We start from the raw sequence: 23,162 nt of genomic DNA on the forward strand, positions 1-23,162 counted from the left end.
GCGTATGTTCAGCGAATTCTTCCGTTTCGAGCTGCGTTATCAGCTGCGCTCGCCGTTGCCCTGGGTCGTGGCGCTGGTGTTCGCGCTGATGGCGTTTGCCGCGACCACCAGCGACATGATCACGATTGGCGAGGGCATCGGCAATGCCAATCGCAACGCGCCTTACGTCATCCTGACGTTCCTCGATGTGTTCTCGACACTCGGCCTGTTCGTCGCGGTTGCGCTGATCGCGCAGCCCTTGCTGCGTGATTTCGAACTCGGCACCGAGGAGCTGTTCTTCAGCAAGCCGCTGAACAAGGCGACCTATCTGTGGGGCAGGTTCGCCGCGGGCTCGTTCATGGCGTTGATCGTCATGATCATCACCGCATTGGGCATGATGCTCGGCTCAGTCATGCCGTGGATCGATCCGCAGCGGCTCGGGCCATTCTCGCTAGCGCCATATCTGTGGGGCTTCGGCGTCATGATCGTTCCGAATCTGCTGTTCAGCGGCGCGCTGCTGGCATTGCTCGCGGTGACGACGCGACGGTTGTTGTTCGTGTTCATCGGAGTGATTGCGTTCGTAGCGTTGTGGTCGATCTCCGGCGCACTCACCACGGACATCCAATACAAGACGATCTCCGCGCTGATCGATCCGCTCGGCGGCGAGTCCATCGCGCAGGTGATGCGCTACTGGTCGGTGGCCGAGCGCAACGCGCAGTTGCCGGAGCTGAGCGGCCTGGTGTTGTCGAATCGCTTGATCTGGGCCGGCGTCGCGGTGGTGTTTCTGGTGGCGACGCAATTGCTGTTCAGGCCGCAGCGGCAGCGGGCGAAGAAACGTTGGTGGCAGCGCTCGCGCAAGAGCGAAGAGACGCCGGTCAGTGCGCCACGATCTATCGCCAACGCGCCAGCGACGCCGCGATCATTCGACGCGGCGACCGCCTTCGGTCAATTCATTCATCTCGCGTGGTTCGACACAAAGTCGGTGCTGCGGAGCATTCCGTTCCTGGTCCTGCTGGCGTTCGGCCTGTTCAATTATCTGGGCAGCTCGCTCGCGATCGACAACACGTTCGGCACGCCCATCTATCCGGTTACGGCGCTGATGATGCAGTCGATGCAGGGCAGCTATCAGTTCCTGCTGATCATCATCGTCACATTCTACGCGGGCGATGTGTTGTGGCGTGAGCGTGACGCCAAGCTTGCCGAAGTGACCGACTCGTTGCCGGTGCCGAATTGGGTGCCGCTTTTGTCAAAGCTCGGCGCGATCACCGCGGTCGTCGTTGCCTTTGTTGGGTTCGGCGTGCTGGCGGCGATCGGCTATCAGTTGTGGCACGGTTATACGAACCTCGAACCGCTGGTCTATTTGCAGGCCGCCTTCATCGATGCCTGGCCCTGGGTGTTGATGGGTGCGCTGGCGCTGTTCCTGCAAGTGGTCAGCAATCAGAAGTTCATCGGCTATCTGCTGCTCATCCTGGTGTTGCTCGCCCAGATCGTGCTGGGCCAGATCGGCTACGAGCACAACTTGTATCTCTACGGTGGCGCGCCGGTCATGACGTACTCGGACATGAATGGGTACGGGCACCTGCTGCAGCCGTACGCGTGGTTCCAAACGTACTGGACACTGTTCGCCGCGATTCTGATCGTGCTCGCGAACGCATTCTGGGTGCGCGGGACGGCGTCCAATTGGAGTCGTCGTTGGCGCGACGCGTTGCGCAGCCTGCGCGGTCCGCAGACCGCAGTGCTTGCCAGCCTGGCGCTGGCGTTCGTCGTCACGGGCGGTTGGATTTTCTATAACACCAATGTCATCAACGAGTATCTGCCTGAGGATGCGGCGCTGGATCGGCAGGCGCGCGTGGAGAAGGAATATCGGCAATTCAAGGATCTGCCACAGCCTCGGGTCCTCGATGTGCGCGCCGACGTGGATATCTATCCCGAGGAGCGCCGCTCGGTCATACGGGGTCACTATCGGCTGACCAACAAACACGACGTGGCGATTCCCGAGTTGCACGTGTACACGAACGTCAACTCGACCATCGAGGTGACCAAGCCCGCCGACTTGGTCCTGAAGAAGGAAGATCGCGAAGCCGGCGTGCGGATCTATGCACTGCGCGAGCCTCTGGCGCCCGGCGCCGCGCTCGATTTCGACTTCGTCCTCGAGCGCGCGGAACGAGGCTTCACCAACAGCGGCATGCCAGCGTCGACCGGCGCGGGCGACTTGCGCTCGACGCTCAATGCGAACGGCACGTTCTTCAACAGCAATGAGATGCCGCATTTCGGCTACGACGAGTCGCGTCAGATCCTGGATCGAAACGAACGTCGCAAGCGCGACCTGGGCGACGTGCCGCGCAAGGCGAAGCTGGAAGACGAGCATGCCCGCGGCACCATGGGCATCGTGGATTCCGACTGGATCAACTTTGAAGCGACGGTGAGCACCAGTGCGGATCAGATCGCGCTGGCGCCGGGCTATCTGCAGCGCGAGTGGACCGAGAACGGCCGGCGCTATTTCCATTACAAGATGGATCGGCCGATGCTGCCGTTCTATTGCTTCCTGTCGGCGCGCTGGGAGGTGAAGCGCGGCGAGTGGCACGGCTTGCCCATCGAGGTCTATCACGATCCCAAGCACGCTTATAACGTCGAGCGGATGATCGATGCGACCCGCAAGTCGCTCGACTACTTCACGACCAACTTCTCGCCGTATCAGCACCATCAGGTTCGCATCCTGGAGTTCCCGCGTTATGCGAGATTCGCGCAGAGCTTCGCGAACACCATTCCGTTCTCGGAGAGCATCGGCTTCATCGCCGATCTCACCGATCCCGACAGCATCGATTATGTGTTCTATGTGACCGCACACGAGATGGCGCACCAATGGTGGGGCCATCAAGTCATCGGTGCGGACGTGCAGGGCCAGACCATGCTGATGGAGTCGCTGTCGCAGTACTCGGCGCTCATGGTCATGGAAAAGGAATACGGGCGCGAGCACATGCGCCGCTTCCTCAAGTACGAGTTGGATCGGTATCTGCGCGGTCGCGGCGGCGAGCTGATCGAAGAGCTGCCGCTGATGCGCGTCGAGGATCAGCAGTACATCCACTACGGCAAGGGATCGGTGGTGCTGTATCGCCTGCGTGATGAAATTGGCGAGGAGAATCTCAATCGTGCGCTGGCGAACTACATCCGCGACAAGGCGTATCAGCAGGCGCCGTACACGACGACGCTCGAGCTGGTCGATTACATTCGCGCCCAGACGACGACTGACAAATATCCGGTGATCGACGAGCTGTTGGCCAAGATCGTGTTCTATGACAACCGCGTGGTGTCGGCGTCGGTGAGCCCGCGCAATGGCAAGTACGATGTGACCATTGAATACGAAATGGCCAAGCACGAAAGCGACGGCGCGGGGCGCGAGACGAATCTCGCGTTGGACGATTGGATCGAGGTCGGCGTGTTCGCGCGTGATGAAGATGAGAGCGAGAGTACGGAGAAGCCGCTCTATCTGGAGCGCAAGCGAATCACGCAGCCCCGCGGCCAGTTCACGATGACGGTGGACGCGATGCCCTACGAAGTCGGCTTCGATCCGTATAACAAGCTGATCGATCGCGTGCCGGACGACAATCGCAAGACTGTGGAGCTCGGGAATGAAACGCCGGCGCCAGCCGCTGAGGCTGCGGCGCCGGGCAAGACTTGAACGATCGCCGGCGCGGCTTTCTAAGCCACGCCGGCTCGATCGGTCAGGTCCGCGGCGGGATCAACCCAAAGCGTCCGCTCTGATAATCGCGGAACGCCTGTTCGATCTGCTCGCGCGTGTTCATCACGAACGGGCCATAGCGCGCCACCGGCTCGTTCAACGGCTTTCCCGACAGCAACAGGATGTCGGCTGGGCCGGTCTCATCGGCGCTCACGCCGAGCTTCACTGAGTCGCCCGAACCGAGCAGCGCCGCCTGGCCCTCGCCGACCTCGCGCCGATCGCTGCCGATCGTCGCCTTGCCTTTGAAGACATACAGCAAGCCACTCTGCTCAGCCGGCACCGACTGCAACAGCTCGCCGCCGGGCTGGATCGTGAAATGCAGCATCTGAATCGGCACCCGCGTGTCGATGCGCGCCGCCTTGCCCAGCGATTCACCGGCAATGACCCGGACGTGCACGCGACCATCAGCTGTCGTGGCCTGCGGAATGTCCGAGGCACGTAAGGTCTGATACCGCGGCGTCATCATCTTGTCGACGGCCGGCAGGTTCACCCAGATCTGGAAACCTTCCTGATTGCCGCCTTCGCGATGGAAGCGCTCGGTCGGCATCTCGGAATGAATCACTCCGCCGCCGGCGGTCATCCACTGCACGTCGCCCGGACGCAGCACGTCGGCATTGCCGAACGAGTCGCGATGCTCATTCTCGCCGGCGAGCACATAGGTTACGGTTTCGAAGCCGCGATGCGGATGGTCGGGCGCGCCCAACGGGCCGCCCGGCGGCCACTGCACCGGGCCGAGATGATCGATCAGCAGGAACGGATCGAAGTGGCTGAAGCCGGCGATGGGAAACGGCCGACGCACCGGGAAGCCGCCGCCTTCGATGGTGCTCACGGACTGCACCACCCGGGCGACGCGCCGTTGGGCGGCCTGGGGAGGGGTGTTTGAGGCTAACGGGTTGATGGCGTACATGGCTTTATCCTGCCACCTTTCATGGAGGCGCATCTGCGCGCCGCAAGGCATGACAGTTATCACGGCGCGTCATGATCGCGGGGGCAAGTCGTCCGATGGCGACCTGCTGTGTTCGGGGCGGCGACGCGTTAATCTCCCTCTCTTTAACATAGCGACCGAGCGCTCCCGGCGCCGCACCCGAGGTTCTCGATGACCGTCAAAATGCTGGTCAATATCGACGTGGACGATTTGGCCAAGGCCACCGATTTCTATTGCAAAGCTTTCAACCTGCACGTCGGCCGGCGTTTCGGCGCGGACGCGGTCGAGCTGCTCGGCGGCACTTCGCCCATCTATCTGCTGGTGAAGCCGAACGGCACGACGGCGTCGGCGACCAGCCGACACCTGCGTTCGTACGCCCGGCACTGGACCCCTGTGCACCTGGACTTCGTGGTCGAGGAAATCGAAGGCGCGCTGGACCGCGCCCGCAATGCCGGCGCCCGGCTCGAGACCCAGGTCAAGACCAATAACTGGGGCAAGATCGCCATGCTCGCCGACCCCTTCGGCCACGGCATCTGCCTGATCGAATTCGTCGGCAAGGGCTACGACGAGATCGCCACCGGCCACGAGCAGAAGCATCGGTGATGTCATGGCATTGGTGTGCTGGAAATGCGGCGCCTCCCTGGCAGAGCTCACCCTGCCTTTGCGCCGCCTCGAAGAATGCCGCCAATGCCACGCCGAACTGCACGTTTGCAAACTCTGCGAGTGGTACAGCCTCAGCGTAGCGAAACACTGCCGCGAGACTGTGGCTGAGGAAGTGAAGGACAAGGAACGGGCGAACTTCTGCGACTACTTCAAGCCCCGCGAAGACGCGTACTCGGCGAAGAGCACGGACGCTGCGTCGAAGGCACAGGCGGAGTTGGACGCGTTGTTCGGCGGCGGTTCTAAGAAGTCAGATGCGCCTGCCGAGCCATCTGCCGCTGAGAAAGCTCGCGCCGAGCTCGAAGCGCTGTTTGGTCAGAAGAAATAGTCAGTCTTATTCCGCCGGCGGCGGATGCACGTCGTGCGACGCTTGAGCCTCCTTCTCCAGCCACTGCATGACGCCGGCAACCATCGGGTCATTCAACCGTCGCGGTAAGCACACCGCGTAGATCGAATACTCCGACGTCACTTCGTTCTCAAAAACCTTGACCAATCGTCCGGACACCAGGTCCGCCGCAGCGAAGACCTCCGACGCGATCGCCACGCCCTGGCCGGCGAGTGCCGCCTGAAGCATGGAATTGCGATCGCCACAGACGATGCCACGGCGAGGGTCGATGCCTTTGGCGCCGACGGCTTCGAGCCAGCGGGTCCAGGAGCGATGTGAGTCATCGTGAAGCAGGGTGAAATAGCGCAGGTCGCTAATCGTTTTCAACGAAGGGCCGCCCTTCAGCAGGCTGGGCGCGCACACCACGATCTCCCGGGGCTGAAACAGCGGCACGACGTGCAACCCCGGGTAGTGCCCGCGGCCGAAACGAATGCCGATGTCCACATCGTCGCGCGCAAAATCCACCAGTTGCGCACTCGTCATCACTTGAAGATCGACTTCCGGGAACAACATAGAGAACGAGCGTACGCGGGGCATCAGCCAGCGCGCGTTGAAAGAAGAGAAAGTCGAAATGGTCAGCTTCCGCCGCACGGTCGGCGTCGATACATCCTCGAGTGCACTAGCCAGCCGGTCGAACGCGGCACGGGTTCCCTCCGCCAGGAGCGCACCCTGAGCCGTCAACCTTAAGCCCCGCGGCAAGCGCTCAAACAGCTTCACCCCGAGTCGCTCCTCGAGCTGCTTTACCTGCCGGCTTACCGCCGCGTGGGTCACGTTCATTTCTTCGGCGGCGGCGCTCAGGTTCAGGTTCCGGGCGGCCACATCGAAGGCCCGCAGGGGGCCGACTGGAATGCGCTTCATGGCAGTCGCAAGGATGGCTTCTGATATGACGTTAGATCATAGATCAAGAACACAAAGTATCGCTATTCGCGATAAATGGCCAGGATCACACTACGCCTCCATGACCGAGATGCATATCTCAACGGAGGTTTTTATGGACGAGTACCTGTTCATGACCCTGGCCAAGTTGAAAGCCGACCGTCTGAAACTCGAACGGGAACAGCGCGCTAGCGCGCCCGACCCGGAGCAACCCGGCCTGGACGAGCAGCTCCGCCTGGATTGGGCCGAGCCGGTCGAGACGCATCGGCATTCGGCTCGTTGGTTTTCGCAACAACCCCTCTGGAGGGAACAGTCATGAATACGAGAACAGCACTGACACTGGCAGCGGCGGTGGTCATCAACGTGACCGCATTGGCCGCCTGGGAATGGAACGTCACCGAGGCGGTCACGCCGGCCGGTGAAGTCACCGTCACCCAGATCGAGGAGCCGGCCCAGGTGGCGTCATTGACGCAGGCCCGGGCCGACGGTCAGCTCGTGCAGACGACTCACAGTCTGTAACGATTTTGCATTTGGAACGGAGGAGAGCGCCATGACCTTCGTAATTGTCACTTTCACCGCATCGCTGATTCTCAACCTGGTCGTGTTGGCCTTGTTGAAGATCGGTCTGCAAGGCAACGGGTCGGCCGGAGAGTTTTCCGGCCGACTGCCGTGCTGAACGATCGCTCGATGCACCGATGCGCGCCGTCGCCCGCTCAAGCCGCCTTGGCGATTCCTGCCACCAGCCGGCCGAGTTTTTCGATGGCGCGCTCGATGGTCGCCGTCCACAGCATGCCGCAGCTGATGCGGATGTAATTGCGATAGTCCGCCTTCGCGGAGAACACCAGCCCGGGCGCGATGCCGATGCGGCTGGCCAGGGCGGTACGAAACAACTCCACGCCATCCACGCCTGCGGGCAATTCGATCCACAGCACGATGCCGCCACTCGGGCGCGCGACGCGGGTCCCCGGCGGGAAGTAACGAATGATTGCATCGACCGCGCTCTGCGAATTCGCAGCGAGTGTGGTGCGCACCCGGCGCAGATACCGGTCGTATCCGCCGCTCGCGTAGTAGCGGGCGAGCACCAACTGCTGCAATGTCGGGCAGGCGACGGACGAGAAGAATTTGGCGCGCGCGATATCGGCATGAAACTGCGGCGTAACCGCCCAGCCGATGCGATAGCCGAGCGCGATGGTTTTGGACACCGAGCCGCAGGTGATCACCAGGCCCGCGTCGTCATACGCACGCAACGACGTCGGGCGAGTATTGCCATAGTGCAGATCGCCGTAGATGTCATCTTCGATGATGGGTACTTCGGCGGCGCTGAGGATCGCCACGATCTCGCGCTTGGCATCGTCCGGCGTGACGCTGCCGGTGGGATTGTTGAAGTTCGGCATCAGCACGGCCGCGGCCAGCCGCGTCGTTCGCGCAATGTTTCGGACGGCGTCGACATCGATGCCGGTGCTGGTGTGGTTGGGCACCTCGACCACTTTCAGTCCCAGGTACTCGACGACTTGCAACACGCCGAAGTAGGTCGGCGACTCCACCAGCACGGTGTCGCCGGCCTTGCACAACACCTGCAACGACATGGTGATGGCATCCATCGTGCCGCTGGTGATCACGACGTGCGCAGGATCGGCGGGCGCGCCGGCGAACGTCATGCGCTTGGCGACCTGTCGGCGCAGCTCCTCGTGACCGGGCGGCAGCAAACATTCGCCGGCGTGAGCAGGATGGTCGCGCAACACTTCGCGAATCAGGTTGTTGAGCCGTTGATTCGGATACAGCGTCGGCGACGTGAACGCGCCGTTGAGCTGCAGGATGTCCGGTCTCGCCAGCGCTTCACGACAAGTGTCGAGCGTTTCCGCCGCGATGGAGGTCGGTCGCCTGGAGCGGCTGACCTTGGGGCGGGGCGGCGGCACGGCGGCGCGCATCGGCGGGCGGACATAGAAACCCGACTGCGGCCGCGCTTCGATCAATCCGATGTTTTCCAGGTGCAGATACGCCTGCACCACTGTCGAGATGCTGACCTTCGCCGTGCGGCTCATGGAACGCACCGAAGGAATGCGCTCATTGCCGCGCAAGGCGCCGCTCGCGATCTGCGCTTCGACCAGGCGCGCGACGCGTTCGTAGAGCAGCGGTTCTTCGGCAGACATAAGCCACCTCAACTGTATTGGTCGTGGGTCAGTCTACCTGAGTCTGTACTGCTTGCCAGTACCGGCTAGAGTACACAGCCGACCCAAAGGATTTTCTTCATGTCTTCAGCCAGCACGACGCGATTGTCGGCAGGCATGCTCGCCGCCTTCGCCGCCATCTACTTCTTTTGGGGCACCACCTATCTCGCCATCGCGGTAGCAATCCGCGAGATCCCGCCGTTCATCAGCGGCTCGGCGCGCTTCATGCTCGCCGGTCTCGCCATGTACGTCTGGTTGCGCTGGCGCGATTCAAAGCCGCTCGCCAACGTCGATTGGAAGATGGCCGCGCTCACTGGCGTGTTGCTCACCGGTGTGGGCAATGGCTTCGTGGTCTGGGCTCAGCAGGGCATTCCTTCAGGCATCGCTGCGCTGATCGTCACGGCGGTGCCGATCATCGTGCTGCTGTTGGATTGGGCGTTCTTCAGCAAGCGGGCGCCGACGCGTCAGGCGCTGATTGGAACGACCGTCGCGGTGATCGGCGTCGTGGCCATCGTCACGCACACGCGCTCCCTGTCAGGCGAGGCCCATCCGATGTATCTGCTGTCGCTGTTGCTGGCGACGGTGGGTTGGAGCTTCGGCACGTTGATTCAGAAGCGAGTCGTACAACCCGGCACCGTGCTGAGCTTCACCTGTGCACAGATGTTGTTCGGCGGAGCGTTTCAGCTGTTCATGTCGGTCGTGGACGGCGAGTGGGCGCATTTCGATCCTTCGACCGTCACCTGGAGCTCGCTGGCCGCGGTTGCGTACCTGGTCGTGTTCGGCAGCATCGTCGGCCTCAATTGTTATTTGTGGTTGCTGACGAAAGTGGCCGCGCCGAAAGTTGCGACGTACGCGCTGGTCAATCCGGTCGTGGCGCTGCTGCTCGGTGCGCTGGTGTTGAACGAGCGCCTCACGCCGCTCGCGATCATGGCGACGGTGCTGGTGCTGGCCGGTGTCGGGCTGGTGTTGTTCCAGGACGTGCTGAAGCCGTCGCGGCTCAGGTCGTTTGTGTCGCGACGCGCCCCTGCAGTCGCTCCCGGTGAATGACATAGAGTCCGCTGGCAACGATGATGGCCGCGCCGACCAGCATGCGCTGGTTCGGCACCGTCATCCATAACAGCCAGTCGAACAGCATGCCCCATGCGAGCGCCGTGTATTCCAGCGGCGCGATCACCGGGGGCGCGGCCAATCGGAACGCTTCAGTGAGGAAGTGCTGACCGAGCGCGCCGGTGATGCCAATGATGACGATCCAGTGCCAGTGATCCCATGACACCGGCACCCAGCCCTTGATCGAGAATATCCCGGCGAACGCGGCGGTCAGAAACAGCGCCCAGAACATGGTTGCCGCGCTGGTCTCGGTCGGTTTCAGGACTCGAATCAGCAGCACACCGAGAGCATAGGCAGTGGCGGACGCGATTGCCGCGGCTCCGCCAAGCAGCGCCATGCCGCTCACGGCCGCACCATCGCCGCTCGGTTGCACGACCACGAGCACGCCGAGCATCCCGGCGATTACTGCGACCCAACGGTGCCAACCGACTTGCTCACCGAAGAATGGCACGGACAAGGCCGTAATCAGCAGCGGCCCCGACATGAAGATGGTGTACGCAGTAGCTAACGAAAGACGGCTCACCGCGTAGACAAAAAAGTACAGCGTCGCGACCTGCAGTACGCCGCGTAGCAGATGCAGACCCCATCGATTCGGCACCAGGTCGCGCCAACGCCCCATCGAGGCAGTTGCGAGCAGCAGAAAAGGAATGGAGGCGAGGCCGCGAATGAACGTCACCTGCATGGCAGGATAAGTTTCGGCCAGGCGCTTCATGCTCAGATCCATGACGGCGAAAGTCGCCACCGCGGCCAGCATGCTGAGAATTCCTCGGACATTACTCGCGGGCATAAGAAACACATGCTACGCGAGGCGCCCCAACGCGGCTAGAATCGACTCGCTATTAGCTATTATCGAGCTCGAGTCATGCGCCAAGTCTTCATCTGCGATGCCATCCGCACTCCCATCGGCCGCTACGGCGGCGCTCTTGCCAACGTGCGTGCCGACGATCTCGGCGCGATTCCCATCAGGGCGCTGATCCAGCGCAATCCCAAAGTCGATTGGGCCGCGGTCGACGATGTTTACTACGGCTGCGCCAACCAGGCCGGCGAGGACAATCGCAACGTCGCGAGAATGGCGGCGCTGCTGGCGGGGCTGCCGGATGTGGTGCCGGGCGCGACCATCAATCGTTTGTGCGGTTCAGGATTGGACGCGGTGAATCTCGCCGCTCGCACGATTCGCTCGAACGAAGCCGAGTTGATCGTCGCCGGCGGTGTGGAAAGCATGACGCGCGCACCTTTTGTGATGGGTAAAGCGGACAGCGCGTTCTCGCGGACCGCGAAGATCGAAGACACGACCATCGGCTGGCGCTTCGTGAATCCACTGATGAAGGCGAAGTATGGCATCGACTCGATGCCGGAGACCGCCGAGAACGTTGCGGCGGAGTTCGGCATTGCTCGTGCCGATCAGGATGCGTTTGCTCTACGCAGCCAGCAGCGATATGCGCGCGCGCACGCCGCGAAGTTTTTTGAGAGCGAGATTACGCCGGTCGAGATTCCGCAGAAGAAAGGCGACCCCATCAAGTTCATCGCTGACGAGCATCCGCGCGAGACTTCGCTCGAAGCGCTCGCGAAGCTCAAGGGTGTGGTGAAGCCCGACGGCACGGTGACTGCGGGCAACGCGTCCGGCGTCAACGACGGCAGCTGTGCGGTGTTGTTGGCGAGTGAAGAGGCAGCGGCCAAGTACGGCTTGAAAATGCGTGCGCGCGTGATCGCGACGGCGACCGCTGGTGTCGCTCCTCGCATCATGGGCATCGGCCCGGCTCCCGCGACGCTCAAGGTCCTCAAGCTCGCCAAGCTCGAGATCGGGCAGATGGATGTGATCGAACTGAACGAAGCGTTCGCTGCGCAAGGACTCGCGGTAACGCGTCAGCTCGGCCTGCCAGACGATGCCGCTCATGTGAATCCGAATGGCGGCGCGATCGCCATCGGCCATCCGCTTGGCGCGAGCGGCGCGCGCCTGGTGACGACGGCGCTGAATCAGTTGGAAAAGACTTCGGGTCGTTACGCTCTGTGCACGATGTGCATCGGCGTGGGGCAGGGTATCGCCATGGTGATCGAGCGCGTATAGCGCTCGATCTTTACTGGCAGGCGGCCTGGCACTCGCGCAGCTCGGTGCGACAAATGCTCTGCGCGTCGCGCTCGTTTCGGTAACAGTCGTAGCGCATCGACGCGATGTTCTGTTGCATGACATCGATGCACCCGTCGTAGTGCTGAGCAAAGCGAGCGCCGTAGTTGCCCGGGCCGCGCCGGCTGCCCGGGTTGCGGAAGTAGCTGCAGAAGTAGGTGTAATCGTTATTGCGCATCGTCATCGGGTCGCGGCCGCTGTTGGCAGCGTTCTTCGAGCACTCCTGACGCGCCTGACGCACTTCGCTGTTGCACGTACCGTTGGAGATTTCGCATTGATTGATGCAGGTCCGGCGGGGGCTCTCGGCGGCGCTCGGCTGCTTCGCCGCTGCGGCCGTGTTTTGGACGGGCTTGCCGGTGTCTTCAGCAATGCTGACGCCGAACCACACCAGCGCCACGCATAAACTTCCTAACCACAGCACGGCTTTGCCGTTCATTTTTTCGTTGCCCCACGTTTGATTGCAGCATCGTCGCCAGCGTGGATACTGCCCGTCAAGCGCTGTAAGGGTATGTTGGACATCGGTACTAGGCGGCGCGCGCGACCAAGGGAACCCAGGAGTACTGCCACTGGTCTTCTTGGTATCCGCAAATATTCCTCACCGCGACGGGTCCCACTAGTTGAACACGCGGCCCGCCGCGTTATGCTGCGGCGTGTCCCGTCTGCGACTGTCACCGAAAGCGCACGTCATGAGCCAACAGTCCGAAGAGTGCCTGCCCGAATCGGCTTCAGCCGAGCAGAATGGTGTGCCTGGCGCGCGCATCCTGCACCTGAAGGGGCGCCAGTACGACCTGCAGAAAGCGATTCAGCAGCGCGCCCAGGAATCCGTGGAGCGTGAAGCCGCGCTCGACCATGAACAGCACCGCCCCAAGCCGCTCAAGTGGGCCGTCGCGCTGCTCATCGCTGCAATTCCCATCGCATTGACCCTGGTGGCGGTGGACAGCTTCCTGCGGGTTTTCCATAAATACCTCGACGTGACAGTGGAAACGGCCAACAAACAGGCTGAAGAGCAGGCGGCAGCAGCGGCCGCCGCCGCCGCGGCTGCCGAGGCGCAAGCGCCGGTTACGTCCGATGAGCCCGGTGTCGTGATGCTGTCGCCGCTGCTGGTTCCTCCGGACCAGAAGGCGCCGCAGGCTCCGCCGTCGCAAACGTCGCAAGCCCCCGATCCCAAGAAATAAATGCACTCGTTGGGGCGCCGCGCATGGATCGCGTCGCTGGTTCTGATCATCCTCGCCGGCGGCGCAGTCGCGCTGCTGCTCAATCGCCAGCCTGAATCGCCTGCCCAGATCGCTCCGCCTCCTGCGGCGGCTGCCGCGTCCGCGACCATTGCGAAGTTCGTTGACGAGTCAGCGTGCGGAAGTTGCCATGCAGACCAGGTGAAGGCGTGGCACGGCTCGCATCATGACCTGGCCATGCAGGAGGCGAACGCGTCCACCGTGCTCGGCAATTTCAACGATGCCAGCTTCACCAAGAACGGCGTCCGCACCCGATTCTTCCAGCGCGATGGCAAGTATTGGATCAACACCGACGGCCCGGACGGCAAGCCGGCCGATTTCGAGGTCAAGTACACGTTCGGGGTCGAGCCGCTCCAGCAATATCTGATCGAGCTGGATCGCGGACGACTGCAGTCGTTCACGATCGCGTGGGACGTTCGTGCCCGTCGATGGTTTCATCTTTACCCCGACGAACGCATCGATCATCTCGATCCGTTGCACTGGGCCCAGCCTTCGCAGAATTGGAACTTCATGTGCGCGGAGTGTCATTCCACCGACCTGCAGAAGAACTTCGATCTACAGACGAACAGCTATCGCACCACCTGGACTCAGATCGATGTCGGGTGTCAGGCGTGCCATGGTCCTGCGTCCACGCATCTGTCGGCGGCAACGCCCAGCAAGAAGGATTTCGGCGTCGACTTTGCCGGCCCCGACGCGAGTGCTCAGATCGAAACGTGCGCGCGCTGTCATTCCCGGCGGTCCGTGATCTCCAGTGACTATCGTCACGGCGAACGCTTGATGCAGACGCATTTGCCGGCGTTGCTCACGGCAGATTTATATTTTCCGGACGGGCAGATTCGGGACGAGGTGTACGAGTACGGCTCGTTCCTGCAATCGAAGATGCACGCCAAAGGCGTTCGCTGCAGCGATTGTCACGAGCCGCATTCCCTGCAGCTGCGCCGTGAGGGGAATGAGCTGTGCACCGGTTGTCACAACTCGGCTGCGCCGGCGGCGCGCGCCAGTATCGATACGTCCGGGCTGCACAAGAAAGATTACGACTCGCCTGCGCACCACTTTCACAAGTCGGGCGCGCCGGGCTCGCAATGCGTGGACTGCCATGCTCCGTCGCGTGTGTACATGCAGGTCGATGCGCGTCGCGATCACAGCTTCCGGATTCCGAGGCCGGACATTTCCGTTCGGCATGGAACGCCCAATGCGTGCAACAGCTGTCACGACAAGCGGTCGCCGAAGTGGGCGGCGGAACAGGTGGCGAAATGGTACGGGCCGAACCGCCGGCAGGAAGAAACGTTCGCGGAAGCCTTCGCTACTGGCGACGGTGCGGCCCTCGCGAAGTTGGCCGGCGGCGGTCATGCGCCCGCGATCGTGCGCGCGTCTGCTATCGAGCGGCTGAGCGCTCATCCCAGCCAAGCCGGACTCGATGTTCTGAATCCTGCCGTGAGCGATACCGATCCGCTCGTGCGCATGGCTGCCGCCGATGCGTTCAATGTTTATTCGCCGGAGCAGCGGTCGGCCCTCGCGCCGCTGCTCAATGATCCAGTGCGTGCTGTGCGGCTGGCGGCCATCGCCTCCGCGCCCCCGGAGCGTTTGAATCCGACTGCAGTGGCGGAATACGTACGCGCGCAGATGGAGAATGCCGATCAACCGGGCGCTCACATCAACGTCGGCAACATGTATTCATCGCAGGGCCGCGTGGCCGACGCTGAAGCGGCCTATCAAGCTGCGATTCGTCTCGAGCCGAGCTTCGCGCCGGCGTATGTAAATCTGGCTGATCTCAAGAGTCGCAGCGGTGAGAACGCGGTGGCGATCGCCGTCCTGCGTACAGGCTTGGAGTCGCAGCGGCAGGAGGGCACGCAAACGGCCGCTCTCCATCATTCCCTCGGCCTCGCGTTGATCCGCGAGCGGAACTATGACGAGTCGCTCAGCCAGCTCGAGCTGGCGGCCAGGCAGGCGCCCAATGACGCCCGCTACGCATATGTCCTCGGGGTGGCGCTCCACGACACGGGCAAACGCAAAGAGGGCATTGCCACGCTCGAGCGCGCACTCCGCCAGCACCCAAAGGATCAAGACCTGCTCAGCGCGCTGGCCGCTTATGCCCGCGACGCTGGCGACGCCGCAGCGGCCGAAAAATACATGCAGCGCCTGCAAGAGCAGAACTAGCGGCAACGCCAGTCGGCGAGTCCAGCCCCGATCGCCAGGAATGCTGGGTAGTTATACGGCTCTGCGCGGCGGATCTGCTACCCTCCGCCCCCTTTCCGGGCAGGGCGAGATCAATGATCGTCGATTGGCTGCCGACTCCTTCGCAGCACTTTCTGGTCAGCGCGATTGCGCTCCTGGTTTATATCCTCACCAGCCGTGCCCTGGATCAGCGCCGGGCGCCGACTTCGGCGATAGCCTGGGTGCTCGGCCTGGCGCTCGTTCCCTATCTCATGCTGCCGCTATACCTGTTGTTCGGGCAGCGCAAGCTCAAGCCGGTCGCGATTCCGTATGCAGGCGTGGTCGTCGAAGGCCCGCATTGGGCGGCGGAGTTGATCGAGAGCTTCGGCCTCGCGCCGCCCTCATCGTGCAAAGTCCGCCTGCACGCCGACGGCGCACAGGCGCGCGCCGCGTTGTTCAGATTGATCGATGACGCTCATCGGACCATCGATATCAGCACCTTCATCATTGGCAACGACGCCTTCGGTGCTGAAATCGTCGCGCGGCTCGCGCGTCGCGCGCGAGAGGGCGTGCAAGTCCGCCTGTTGCTCGATGGCTTCTTTGCTGTCCTGGCGCCGCGCCGTTACCTGAGAGAGCTCAAGGGCGCCGGTGCGAAGGTCGCGGTGTTTCGTCCGTTCTTCAGTTTGCGTCGTCTCGGTCCTCGTAACTTACGCAACCATCGCAAGCTGATCGTGGTCGACGATCGTTTCTTGTGGTGCGGCGGTCGCAACCTCGCTGCCGAATATTTCCTCGGCGATGAGCGTGGTACGGTCTGGCCGGATCTTTCTTTCGATCTGGAAGGGCCGGTCGCGGCGGCCGCGGGCCATCAGTTCGATCTCGATTGGAACACGACGCACTCGAGAGCACCGATTCGTGAGCGCGTCGCGATGGAGATCGAAGGCGGCGAGCTGGCGCAATTTCTACCGAGCGGACCCGATCAGGTCGAAGACACCGCGCAGTCGCTGCTGATCGACGGCTGCTATCGAGCCCGGCGCCGCCTGCTCGTCGTCACACCGTATTTCGTGCCCGATGACAGCTTGCGCGCGGCAATGCGTCTGGCGGCGCGACGGGGTGTGAAAGTGACGATCGCAATCCCGCAGCGCTCGAATCATTTGTTAGCTGATTTCGTACGCTCGCGGCCGATGCGGGACCTGGCCGCCGCCGGCGTGGAATTTCGCTTGCTGCCGCGGATGGTGCACGCCAAAGCGGTGGTGATCGACGAAACACTGGCGCTGTGCGGCTCGATCAATCTGGACTTGCGCAGTTTGCTGCTCAACCACGAAGCCGCCGTGGTGTTTTATGGGCGTGAGTCCATCGATTGGCTGGCCGAGTGGATTGCGGCAATGGCAGAGCAGGGCGCGTCGTATCAGGCAGAGCCGCCGGGGCTGTTGCGTGATATCGCCGAAGGCGTGTTGCTCACGGTAGCCTTTCAGTTGTAGAGCTGTCGTCGAACGACAGCTTCAATCCCACCATCTCGGCTGCGCGCACCACGTCCACGAGGCGGGTGAGCTGCAGCTTTTTCATCATCTTGGCCCGCTCGGACTTGATGGTGCGCTCGCAGGCGCCGACTTCCACGGCAACTTGTTTGTTGAGCTTGCCTTCGGCGACCCCGGCAAACACCGCGCGCTCGCGATCGGTCAGCGTTCTATAACGTTCCAGCAGGCCGCGAACTTCGGTGCGCGCGGCGTAACGCCGCAGCGCGACCTTGCGAGCATGATCGATAGTTTCCAGCAACTGCTCGCCGCGCACCGGCTTGACCAGAATATCCAAGGCACCGGATTTCATGACGCGCACGCTGATGGGAATATCGGCATAGGCGCTGACGAAGATCACCGGCAGCACCGAGTCGTCGCCGATCAAACGTTCGAACATCGCCAGGCCGTCGCCGTCCGGCATGCACAGATCCAGCAATACGCAGCCGGGCGCGCCATCGATGTCGGTGCGCTCGAAGTCGGCCAGTGTGGCGTAGCCCGCCGCCTGGATATGTTTCGATCGGAACAATCTGAGCAGGCTGGTGCGAAAGCTGTCGTCGTCGTCGACGATGTGAACGACGAAGCTATCGGCCGCCGCGCATTCCCGGTCGAGCTCGCGACCGTCCCCAGTGTCCATCCGTCTTATCCCCTCTTCCCTCGCTACGACCCGTTCACGCCGCCTGTAACGGAATCGTGAACTTGAAGGCGGCGCCCCCGGCCGAGGTTCCCTCCTGCCAGATTTTGCCGCCGTGTGCGTGCACGATGGTGCGCGCGATCGCCAGCCCCAACCCCATGCCTTCCTGCTTGGTACTGAAAAACGAGTCGAAAATCCTAGGCCGATACGCCGCCGCGATGCCCGGCCCTGTATCGGTGACCGTAATGGCCGCGGAGTATTTGTCATAACGGCTGGTCGTGACGTCGAGGATACGCTCAGCGGCGCCGTTTGCGGTATTAGAGGCCATCGCATCCATGGCATTTATCATCAGGTTCAGCAGCACTTGCTCCAGGTGAATGGCGTCGCCCCGAATCGGCGGTAGCTTCGGGTCGAGGCTGCTGCGCACCGTGACCAGTCGCTTGCGCGCGACGGGCTGAATCAGGCTGAGCGCGGTTGCGGCGACCTCGTTCAGGTCGATCATGGTGGCCTGTAGTTCGCGACGCTTCAGCAACGAGTGCAAATGGCGCACGATATCGTTGGCGCGGAGGTCGTCGCGCCGGATGTCGGCGAGCATGCGGCGGATTTCGTCGAGCGGCGGATCGGGCTCGCCAAGCAGGTTTTCGGCAGCGTCGGCGTTGGTCAGAATGGCGCTGAGCGGCTGGCTGATCTCGTGCGCGATGGAGCCGGCGATTTCCCCGACCAGCGCCAGGCGCCCGGCATGGGTGTCGGCGCTGTGGAGATGGCGGGCGGCACGGTGCGCTGAGCGGAAACGACGGTCACGAAATGCCCAATAGGCAATCACGGCGCCTTGCGCCACCGCCAACAAAACCAGCAATGACAACAGGACGGGTTGTCCCACAGGAATGACGCCGCAAACGGACGATGGCGGTGTGGATCGGAAAACGCACGACTTTGCCCATTCCGCGTATGTACGGCTGTGAGGATTCGGCAACAATTGCGCGGGCCATAATAGTTAACGGCAGATTACTGCAAACTGGAAAATTCGACGGATCGTTGATCGGACCTCAGTCAAGGCAAGGGAGGAAAAGCCATGGCAAGACTGGTATTTCGGGACTTCGATGAGTTTGCCGAAGCGATAACAGGCGTAGACGGACGCTTCATTCCGACGGCGCGCTCGACCTCGGAATGGTGGGCGGAAGCGGTGCGTCCGGGAGCGGTGTCGCTACAGCAGATTCAGATCGGGAGCCCGACCACGTTCGCGGGCGACGGCGAACCCGGCCGTTTCACGCTCGGCTTGCCGATGACGGACCCGACGCACATCCGCATCGACGGGCATTTTCTCGAGCCCGATGCCTTCATTACGCTGCACGAAGACCAGCCGTTCACGTTCACTGGCCAGGACGTGGTGCGCTGGGCGGGCGTCAGCGTGCCGCAGGACACCAAGCTGGTGTCCATGGAGCTGATGAACACCGCACGTTCCGGCGGCGGTCCGCGCACGCGCTCTGCGCTGCCTTATCTCGATCGGCTGCGCTGGGTGACCGAGCGGGCGATTGCCGCGAATCTGGATCTCAACGAACCGGCGGCCATCCAGGCCATCGAAGAAGAGGTCGCGATCTGTATCACTCATGTGCTCGAGCGCAGCATGAAGGTGCACGATCGCCATGTCGGCCGGCCGCAGTTCTCGCGCGGTCGCGTCATTGCGCGCACCTTGCAGCTGATCGAAGCCAACGAAGGCCAGCCGTTGTTCATCGACGATCTGTGCCGGGTGACGCAGGTCAGCGAGCGCACGCTAAGAAACATTTTTCACGAGTTCTTCGGCGTCGGTCCGATGCGCTTGTTGAAGGTGCGCCAGCTGCGCGAGATTCGCGCCGCGCTGCTGCGTGCCGATCCGCAGCGTGACACGGTGACGCGCATCGCCGCTCGCTTCGGCATCTGGGATTTCAGTTTGTTCGCCCGCAACTACAAAGCGTTGTTCGGCGAATCGCCGTCACGCACGCTGCGCACGCCGCCGTCGGATGTGAAGGTGCGCTCGTCGGTGTCGTGGCTGCACTATGCGTCGAAAATTTTTATTGATGACATGCGGCCGACAGCCCATCCGCATGTCGATGATGGCAATGGCGACGATGTCGACCCGCCGCTGGTGATCCAGCCGGCCGACCTGCCGCAGTTGCGGGCTAAACCCTGATCGAAGGCTAGAGGCTGGCCCGCAGGAACAACAGCGGGCCGGCCATCTTCAGATCGAAGAGGCCCGGATCATCGACGTCGCGTGAATCGACTTCTACGTCGAAGTTGCGATAACCCAGCCCGAACACCAGATACGGATTCATGCGCCAGGTGAGCGCGGCGCGCGCATCCAGCACCGAGCCGTCGATCTCGTCGAACTCCACCGAGAGATATTGCACTCGGGCTTCGAACGACCAGCGATCGTTGAAATCGTAACGCCCCTCGATGCCCGCCAGCGGCAGCGGCGTCACGCCCGTTTCGGATTCGCGGACCACGCGACTGCGCACTACCGCGTTCGCTTCGACTTCGACGACCTGGATGCCGAACGACAACGCGAGATCGAAGCTGCGCATCTTCACGATGCTGTAACCGTAAGTCAGGCCGACCGAGGTGAGATTGAGCGTGCTGTCGACGATCTCGTCGGGCAGGTAGGTCTGATCGTCGAACACGATGGTTTCATCGATCGCCTTGCGGGCCGAGCGTCGCAGACTGAAGCCGCTCAAACGAATCAAGTGACGATCGCCCGGCAGCAAGGTGATCTCCGCCAGCGGCAATAATTTGTGGTCGTCCAGTCCGAGATCGTCCTCGGCGCTGATCAACGTGCCCGGCGTGACCAGGTTGGGATCGATCCGAACATCGGTATCGAGGTTCGCGCTCAGCGTCATGACTTCGACGCGGAAGCGATCCTCCACGACGTGCGGCTTGGGCGGCGGCGCCCAACCCGGCAGTTTGTCATTGGTGGGCTTGGTGTCGGCGGCGTGCGCCACGCCGAACAGGCTCAGCGCAAGACAAGCGAACAGCGACTGACGGGCGACGTGGCGTTCAGAAATCACTTCGGGCACTCCGGCCAGGTATGCGTGGTTCAAGAGTGCTGTGGATTATGCCCGTGTGCTTACACGGTCGCGACCCAGTGATCGTCCCAGCGGATCGGTTGTGAGCTCGCGATTTTCAGAAATTGTGAACGCAGTCGAGTTTCGTCGAGGTCGTAAGCGGTGCCGTCGCGTTGCGAAGCGACGATCGACCCGTCGGCAACTCGCGACAGACCATATGTTTCCGAAGCGGCGACGAAGCCGAGATAACGCTCGTCGCTGATCGACCAGCACGCGACACCGTTGCCGTACGGGCACGCCGCGGCGATGAGATCATGCGTTTCGCTGATCGCGACACTGGCCACGTAGCCTTGGAACTTTGGAATCTCCGACGCCGGCGCGCTGAGCAAACGGAACTGCGCCTGCCGCTTCGATTGCCCGGGTCGATACAAAGCGACGATGCCGGGCGCATTGTTTTTGTCCTCGCCTTCGTACTGCAGGCCGACGGCGGTGATGCCGGTGCTGGTCATCGATACATGGCGAATGCTCAACAGATGATCCGGCAGCCGCCACTGTTCCTTGCGTTGGCCGGTGGCCGCGTCGATCACGCACAGCGAAGGATCCATCGTCGGAATATTCAGCTTGCGGCGGAAGCTGCGTGGATGCGTCATGATGCCGCCGTTCGCGACCAGCAACGAACGATGATCCGGGAGCCACGCTACTTCGTGAGGATCGATGCCACTCGTATCGATCTCACCAACGACTGCAAAGTTGCGGGCGTCGCGCACGACCACTACGCCCCTCGCGCGCTCGAAATCATGTTCCGGTGTGAGAATCAAAGAGCCGTCGGCGGAATATGTGCCGTGACCGGCGAGATGACGTCCCGGCTCGGTCGTGAACACGCTTCGAGCTTGCATCGTCACGCGATCCAGCTCGAACGCCTGTGTCCCGGGCCGTCGCGCAAAAAACAAAACGCGATTGGGATCGGTGGGATGAACGGCGCACCCGTGCGCCCGCATCGACACTCGGGCCCCGAAGACTTTTTGGTCCTGCAGAGACACGCCGCCCACGTATTGATCGCCACGCGCATCTTCATACGCAGACAGCAATGTGCCGGTGCGCGCCTTGCTCTCGGACGAGAACAATAAGCTGCCGGCCGCGACGGCGCTCAACGACGCCGACGCCACCAACACCTGACGACGCGACCACTTCGCCGCTTTGGAATTCGACGCGTTCATAGGGAGTCGATGAACCTCAACAAAGCTTCGCGATCCTGCTTCGACAGATTGCGAAATGCTTCCTTGGCCCGCTCGCCTTCACCGCCGTGCCACAGAATTGCTTCACGCACATCGCGCGCCCGGCCGTCATGGAGCAGGCGCGTGTGACCGTTGACCGTCTTTTGCAGTCCCAGCCCCCACAGCGGCGACGTGCGCCATTCGCTGCCGCTGGCCGCGAAATCGGCGCGTCCATCGGCGAGGGCTTCGCCCATGTCGTGCAACAGCATGTCCGTGAACGGATGGATGGTCTGATCGCTGAGCCACGGCTGGTCCTTCACGTTGCCGGTCTTGAATGTCGCGCGATGGCACGACTCGCAGCCGGACTCGATGAACAACGTCGCGCCGCGCTTCACTTCGGGCGACTCCAGATTCCGCCGCACCGGCACCGCGAGCATGCGCTGGTACCTGACCATGTGCTCGAAGATCTCGTCGCTGATCTCAGGCTCGCCGCCACTGGGAGCCGATTCGCAAGCCGTTTGCACGGGCGTGCAGATGTGAGCTGGACGAACTGAGGAGGTCATGCCGATCTCGCTGGAGAACGCGGCCGCTGTTTGATGTGCGATATCGGGCTGATTCAGCTTCCAACCGAAACGTCCGAGCACTGCGCGCCCCACGAGTGGATCCCACACGTGATTCGGCCGGCCCGAGATGCCGTCCTTATCGGCGTCGTCCGGATCGCTGCGCTCCATGATCTGAGCTTCGGGAATCGCTTCGAGCAAGCCCGAGCCGAACACCGCAGGCGCAACGCGCGGCGACAACTTCGTGTCGGCTGCCAGCTCGCCGTATGCCAGCTCTTCGAAAGAATATTCGGGAGCGAGCAGCGTATATGGCGTGCCGTCGCCGTAGGCGCCCGCAATTTCGCGATGACGAATGCGAAGCTTTCCTTCCGCCGCGACGCCGCCGGCGCCGAACGGGTTGAAGTTCACGCCGTAGTTGGGATCGGCCTGCGGCTCGTTGTTGTGGCCCGGCGTCGGCGTTGCAAATTGAATGACGAGCGACACGGGCTGCTCGTCTTCCTGCAATGGAGGCTGACCGCGGCCATCGTTGTTGTGGCACTGGTCGCAGCTGCGCGCATTGAACAGCGGGCCGAGCCCGTCACGTGCTCCAGCACTCGCGGGCGCCACCACCCACGGGCTGTTGAAGAACGCATTGCCGATGAAGAACTCGCCACGCTGCGCGACCGTCAGGTTGGTGGCGGGTCGCGAGAAGGCGTGGCGCGATGACTCCTTCACCGTCATGGCGCCGCCGGAGTTCGGTTGTAACAGCTCCTCGGTCGACTTACCTTTCGAACAAGCGCCGAGGAACGACATTGCGCCCCACAGCGCCGCGAGGCCGATGAGCTTGGCGACGTGTGCGGGCTCTTGGTGAATGCAGGTCAT

General features: G+C 62.5%; 22 protein-coding genes. 12 read left to right on the top strand and 10 right to left on the bottom strand.

Going from position 1 to position 23,162, the window contains the following annotated elements; all coding sequences use genetic code 11:
- Positions 1 to 4 precede the first annotated feature (4 nt).
- Positions 5 to 3,658 (top strand): ABC transporter permease/M1 family aminopeptidase, encoded by a 3,654-nt coding sequence (locus EK373_RS06710; protein WP_129641936.1) that lies wholly within the window; start codon positions 5 to 7, stop codon positions 3,656 to 3,658.
- Positions 3,659 to 3,701: 43 nt separating this feature from the next.
- On the opposite strand, the gene EK373_RS06715 is transcribed toward EK373_RS06710, so the two are convergent.
- Positions 3,702 to 4,547 carry a pirin family protein gene (locus tag EK373_RS06715; protein ID WP_198683112.1) on the bottom strand — a complete coding sequence of 282 codons (846 nt, stop codon included), beginning with the start codon at positions 4,545 to 4,547 and terminating at the stop codon, positions 3,702 to 3,704.
- 267 nt (positions 4,548 to 4,814) lie between these two features.
- Between EK373_RS06715 and EK373_RS06720 the strand changes: the two genes are divergently transcribed.
- Together EK373_RS06720 and EK373_RS06725 are read left to right on the top strand one after the other, a co-directional pair.
- Positions 4,815 to 5,246: a VOC family protein gene (locus EK373_RS06720; protein ID WP_129641938.1), complete on the top strand. Its 432-nt coding sequence runs from the start codon at positions 4,815 to 4,817 to the stop codon at positions 5,244 to 5,246.
- Between the two features lie 4 nt (positions 5,247 to 5,250).
- On the top strand, positions 5,251 to 5,631 hold the full coding sequence (locus tag EK373_RS06725; protein WP_198683113.1) for a hypothetical protein: 381 nt from the start codon (positions 5,251 to 5,253) through the stop codon (positions 5,629 to 5,631).
- A gap of 6 nt (positions 5,632 to 5,637) precedes the next feature.
- On the opposite strand, the gene gcvA is transcribed toward EK373_RS06725, so the two are convergent.
- Positions 5,638 to 6,546, bottom strand: coding sequence for a transcriptional regulator GcvA (gcvA, locus tag EK373_RS06730; protein ID WP_129641939.1), 909 nt, complete (start codon positions 6,544 to 6,546; stop codon positions 5,638 to 5,640).
- 133 nt (positions 6,547 to 6,679) lie between these two features.
- On the opposite strand from gcvA, the gene EK373_RS06735 reads away from it, so the two are divergent.
- The 3 genes from EK373_RS06735 to EK373_RS33945 are packed head-to-tail and all read left to right on the top strand — an operon-like array spanning position 6,680 to position 7,240.
- Positions 6,680 to 6,883 (top strand): hypothetical protein, encoded by a 204-nt coding sequence (locus EK373_RS06735; protein ID WP_129641940.1) that lies wholly within the window; start codon positions 6,680 to 6,682, stop codon positions 6,881 to 6,883.
- A complete protein-coding gene (locus tag EK373_RS06740) occupies positions 6,880 to 7,083 on the top strand; it encodes a hypothetical protein (protein WP_129641941.1) in 204 nt (67 codons plus the stop codon). Before EK373_RS06735 ends, EK373_RS06740 begins: the two co-directional genes overlap by 4 nt.
- A 31-nt stretch (positions 7,084 to 7,114) precedes the next feature.
- The gene (locus EK373_RS33945) at positions 7,115 to 7,240 is read left to right on the top strand and encodes a hypothetical protein (RefSeq protein WP_269813205.1); all 126 of its coding nucleotides are present in this window, start codon (positions 7,115 to 7,117) and stop codon (positions 7,238 to 7,240) included.
- A 37-nt stretch (positions 7,241 to 7,277) separates the two neighbouring features.
- Here EK373_RS33945 and EK373_RS06745 read toward each other — a convergent pair whose 3' ends face one another.
- The gene (locus tag EK373_RS06745; RefSeq protein WP_129641942.1) at positions 7,278 to 8,714 is read right to left on the bottom strand and encodes an aminotransferase-like domain-containing protein; all 1,437 of its coding nucleotides are present in this window, start codon (positions 8,712 to 8,714) and stop codon (positions 7,278 to 7,280) included.
- Positions 8,715 to 8,813: 99 nt separating this feature from the next.
- Here EK373_RS06745 and EK373_RS06750 point away from each other — a divergent pair, with 99 nt between their 5' ends.
- The gene (locus EK373_RS06750; RefSeq protein WP_129641943.1) at positions 8,814 to 9,779 is read left to right on the top strand and encodes an EamA family transporter; all 966 of its coding nucleotides are present in this window, start codon (positions 8,814 to 8,816) and stop codon (positions 9,777 to 9,779) included.
- Here EK373_RS06750 and EK373_RS06755 read toward each other — a convergent pair.
- Positions 9,730 to 10,626: a DMT family transporter gene (locus tag EK373_RS06755; RefSeq protein ID WP_129641944.1), complete on the bottom strand. Its 897-nt coding sequence runs from the start codon at positions 10,624 to 10,626 to the stop codon at positions 9,730 to 9,732. The two genes, EK373_RS06750 and EK373_RS06755, sit on opposite strands and share 50 nt — an antisense overlap.
- Before the next feature lie 75 nt (positions 10,627 to 10,701).
- Between EK373_RS06755 and pcaF the strand changes: the two genes are divergently transcribed.
- Positions 10,702 to 11,904 carry a 3-oxoadipyl-CoA thiolase gene (gene pcaF, locus EK373_RS06760; RefSeq protein ID WP_129641945.1) on the top strand — a complete coding sequence of 401 codons (1,203 nt, stop codon included), beginning with the start codon at positions 10,702 to 10,704 and terminating at the stop codon, positions 11,902 to 11,904.
- Positions 11,905 to 11,914: 10 nt separating this feature from the next.
- On the opposite strand, the gene EK373_RS06765 is transcribed toward pcaF, so the two are convergent.
- The gene (locus EK373_RS06765) at positions 11,915 to 12,397 is read right to left on the bottom strand and encodes a hypothetical protein (RefSeq protein WP_129641946.1); all 483 of its coding nucleotides are present in this window, start codon (positions 12,395 to 12,397) and stop codon (positions 11,915 to 11,917) included.
- Positions 12,398 to 12,647: 250 nt separating this feature from the next.
- Between EK373_RS06765 and EK373_RS06770 the strand changes: the two genes are divergently transcribed.
- The 3 genes from EK373_RS06770 to EK373_RS06780 all read left to right on the top strand — a co-directional run bounded on the left by EK373_RS06770 (position 12,648) and on the right by EK373_RS06780 (position 16,825).
- The gene (locus EK373_RS06770) at positions 12,648 to 13,136 is read left to right on the top strand and encodes a hypothetical protein (RefSeq protein WP_129641947.1); all 489 of its coding nucleotides are present in this window, start codon (positions 12,648 to 12,650) and stop codon (positions 13,134 to 13,136) included.
- Positions 13,137 to 15,350: a tetratricopeptide repeat protein gene (locus EK373_RS06775; RefSeq protein WP_129641948.1), complete on the top strand. Its 2,214-nt coding sequence runs from the start codon at positions 13,137 to 13,139 to the stop codon at positions 15,348 to 15,350.
- A gap of 113 nt (positions 15,351 to 15,463) precedes the next feature.
- Positions 15,464 to 16,825 carry a phospholipase D-like domain-containing protein gene (locus EK373_RS06780; RefSeq protein WP_129641949.1) on the top strand — a complete coding sequence of 454 codons (1,362 nt, stop codon included), beginning with the start codon at positions 15,464 to 15,466 and terminating at the stop codon, positions 16,823 to 16,825.
- Here the strand turns inward: EK373_RS06780 and EK373_RS06785 are convergent.
- Positions 16,803 to 17,495, bottom strand: coding sequence for a response regulator transcription factor (locus EK373_RS06785; RefSeq protein WP_129641950.1), 693 nt, complete (start codon positions 17,493 to 17,495; stop codon positions 16,803 to 16,805). The genes EK373_RS06780 and EK373_RS06785 overlap by 23 nt on opposite strands.
- Positions 17,496 to 17,529: 34 nt before the next feature.
- The gene (locus tag EK373_RS06790; RefSeq protein ID WP_198683114.1) at positions 17,530 to 18,354 is read right to left on the bottom strand and encodes a sensor histidine kinase; all 825 of its coding nucleotides are present in this window, start codon (positions 18,352 to 18,354) and stop codon (positions 17,530 to 17,532) included.
- A gap of 210 nt (positions 18,355 to 18,564) precedes the next feature.
- Here EK373_RS06790 and EK373_RS06795 point away from each other — a divergent pair, with 210 nt between their 5' ends.
- Positions 18,565 to 19,659: a helix-turn-helix domain-containing protein gene (locus EK373_RS06795; RefSeq protein WP_129641952.1), complete on the top strand. Its 1,095-nt coding sequence runs from the start codon at positions 18,565 to 18,567 to the stop codon at positions 19,657 to 19,659.
- A 7-nt stretch (positions 19,660 to 19,666) separates the two neighbouring features.
- Here the strand turns inward: EK373_RS06795 and EK373_RS06800 are convergent, their stop codons facing one another.
- The 3 genes from EK373_RS06800 to EK373_RS06810 are packed head-to-tail and all read right to left on the bottom strand — an operon-like array spanning position 19,667 to position 23,162.
- Entirely contained in the window at positions 19,667 to 20,530 is an 864-nt protein-coding gene (locus EK373_RS06800; protein ID WP_129641953.1) for a porin family protein, read from the bottom strand.
- A gap of 59 nt (positions 20,531 to 20,589) precedes the next feature.
- Complete coding sequence (locus EK373_RS06805; RefSeq protein WP_129641954.1) at positions 20,590 to 21,744, bottom strand: DUF1513 domain-containing protein; 1,155 nt, start codon at positions 21,742 to 21,744, stop codon at positions 20,590 to 20,592.
- On the bottom strand, positions 21,741 to 23,162 hold the full coding sequence (locus EK373_RS06810) for a di-heme oxidoreductase family protein (RefSeq protein WP_198683115.1): 1,422 nt from the start codon (positions 23,160 to 23,162) through the stop codon (positions 21,741 to 21,743). The genes EK373_RS06805 and EK373_RS06810 overlap by 4 nt, the downstream gene beginning before the upstream one ends.

The sequence above is a fragment of the Peristeroidobacter agariperforans genome (genome assembly GCF_004138335.1).
GTDB classification, from domain to species: Bacteria; Pseudomonadota; Gammaproteobacteria; order Steroidobacterales; family Steroidobacteraceae; genus Steroidobacter; species Steroidobacter agariperforans.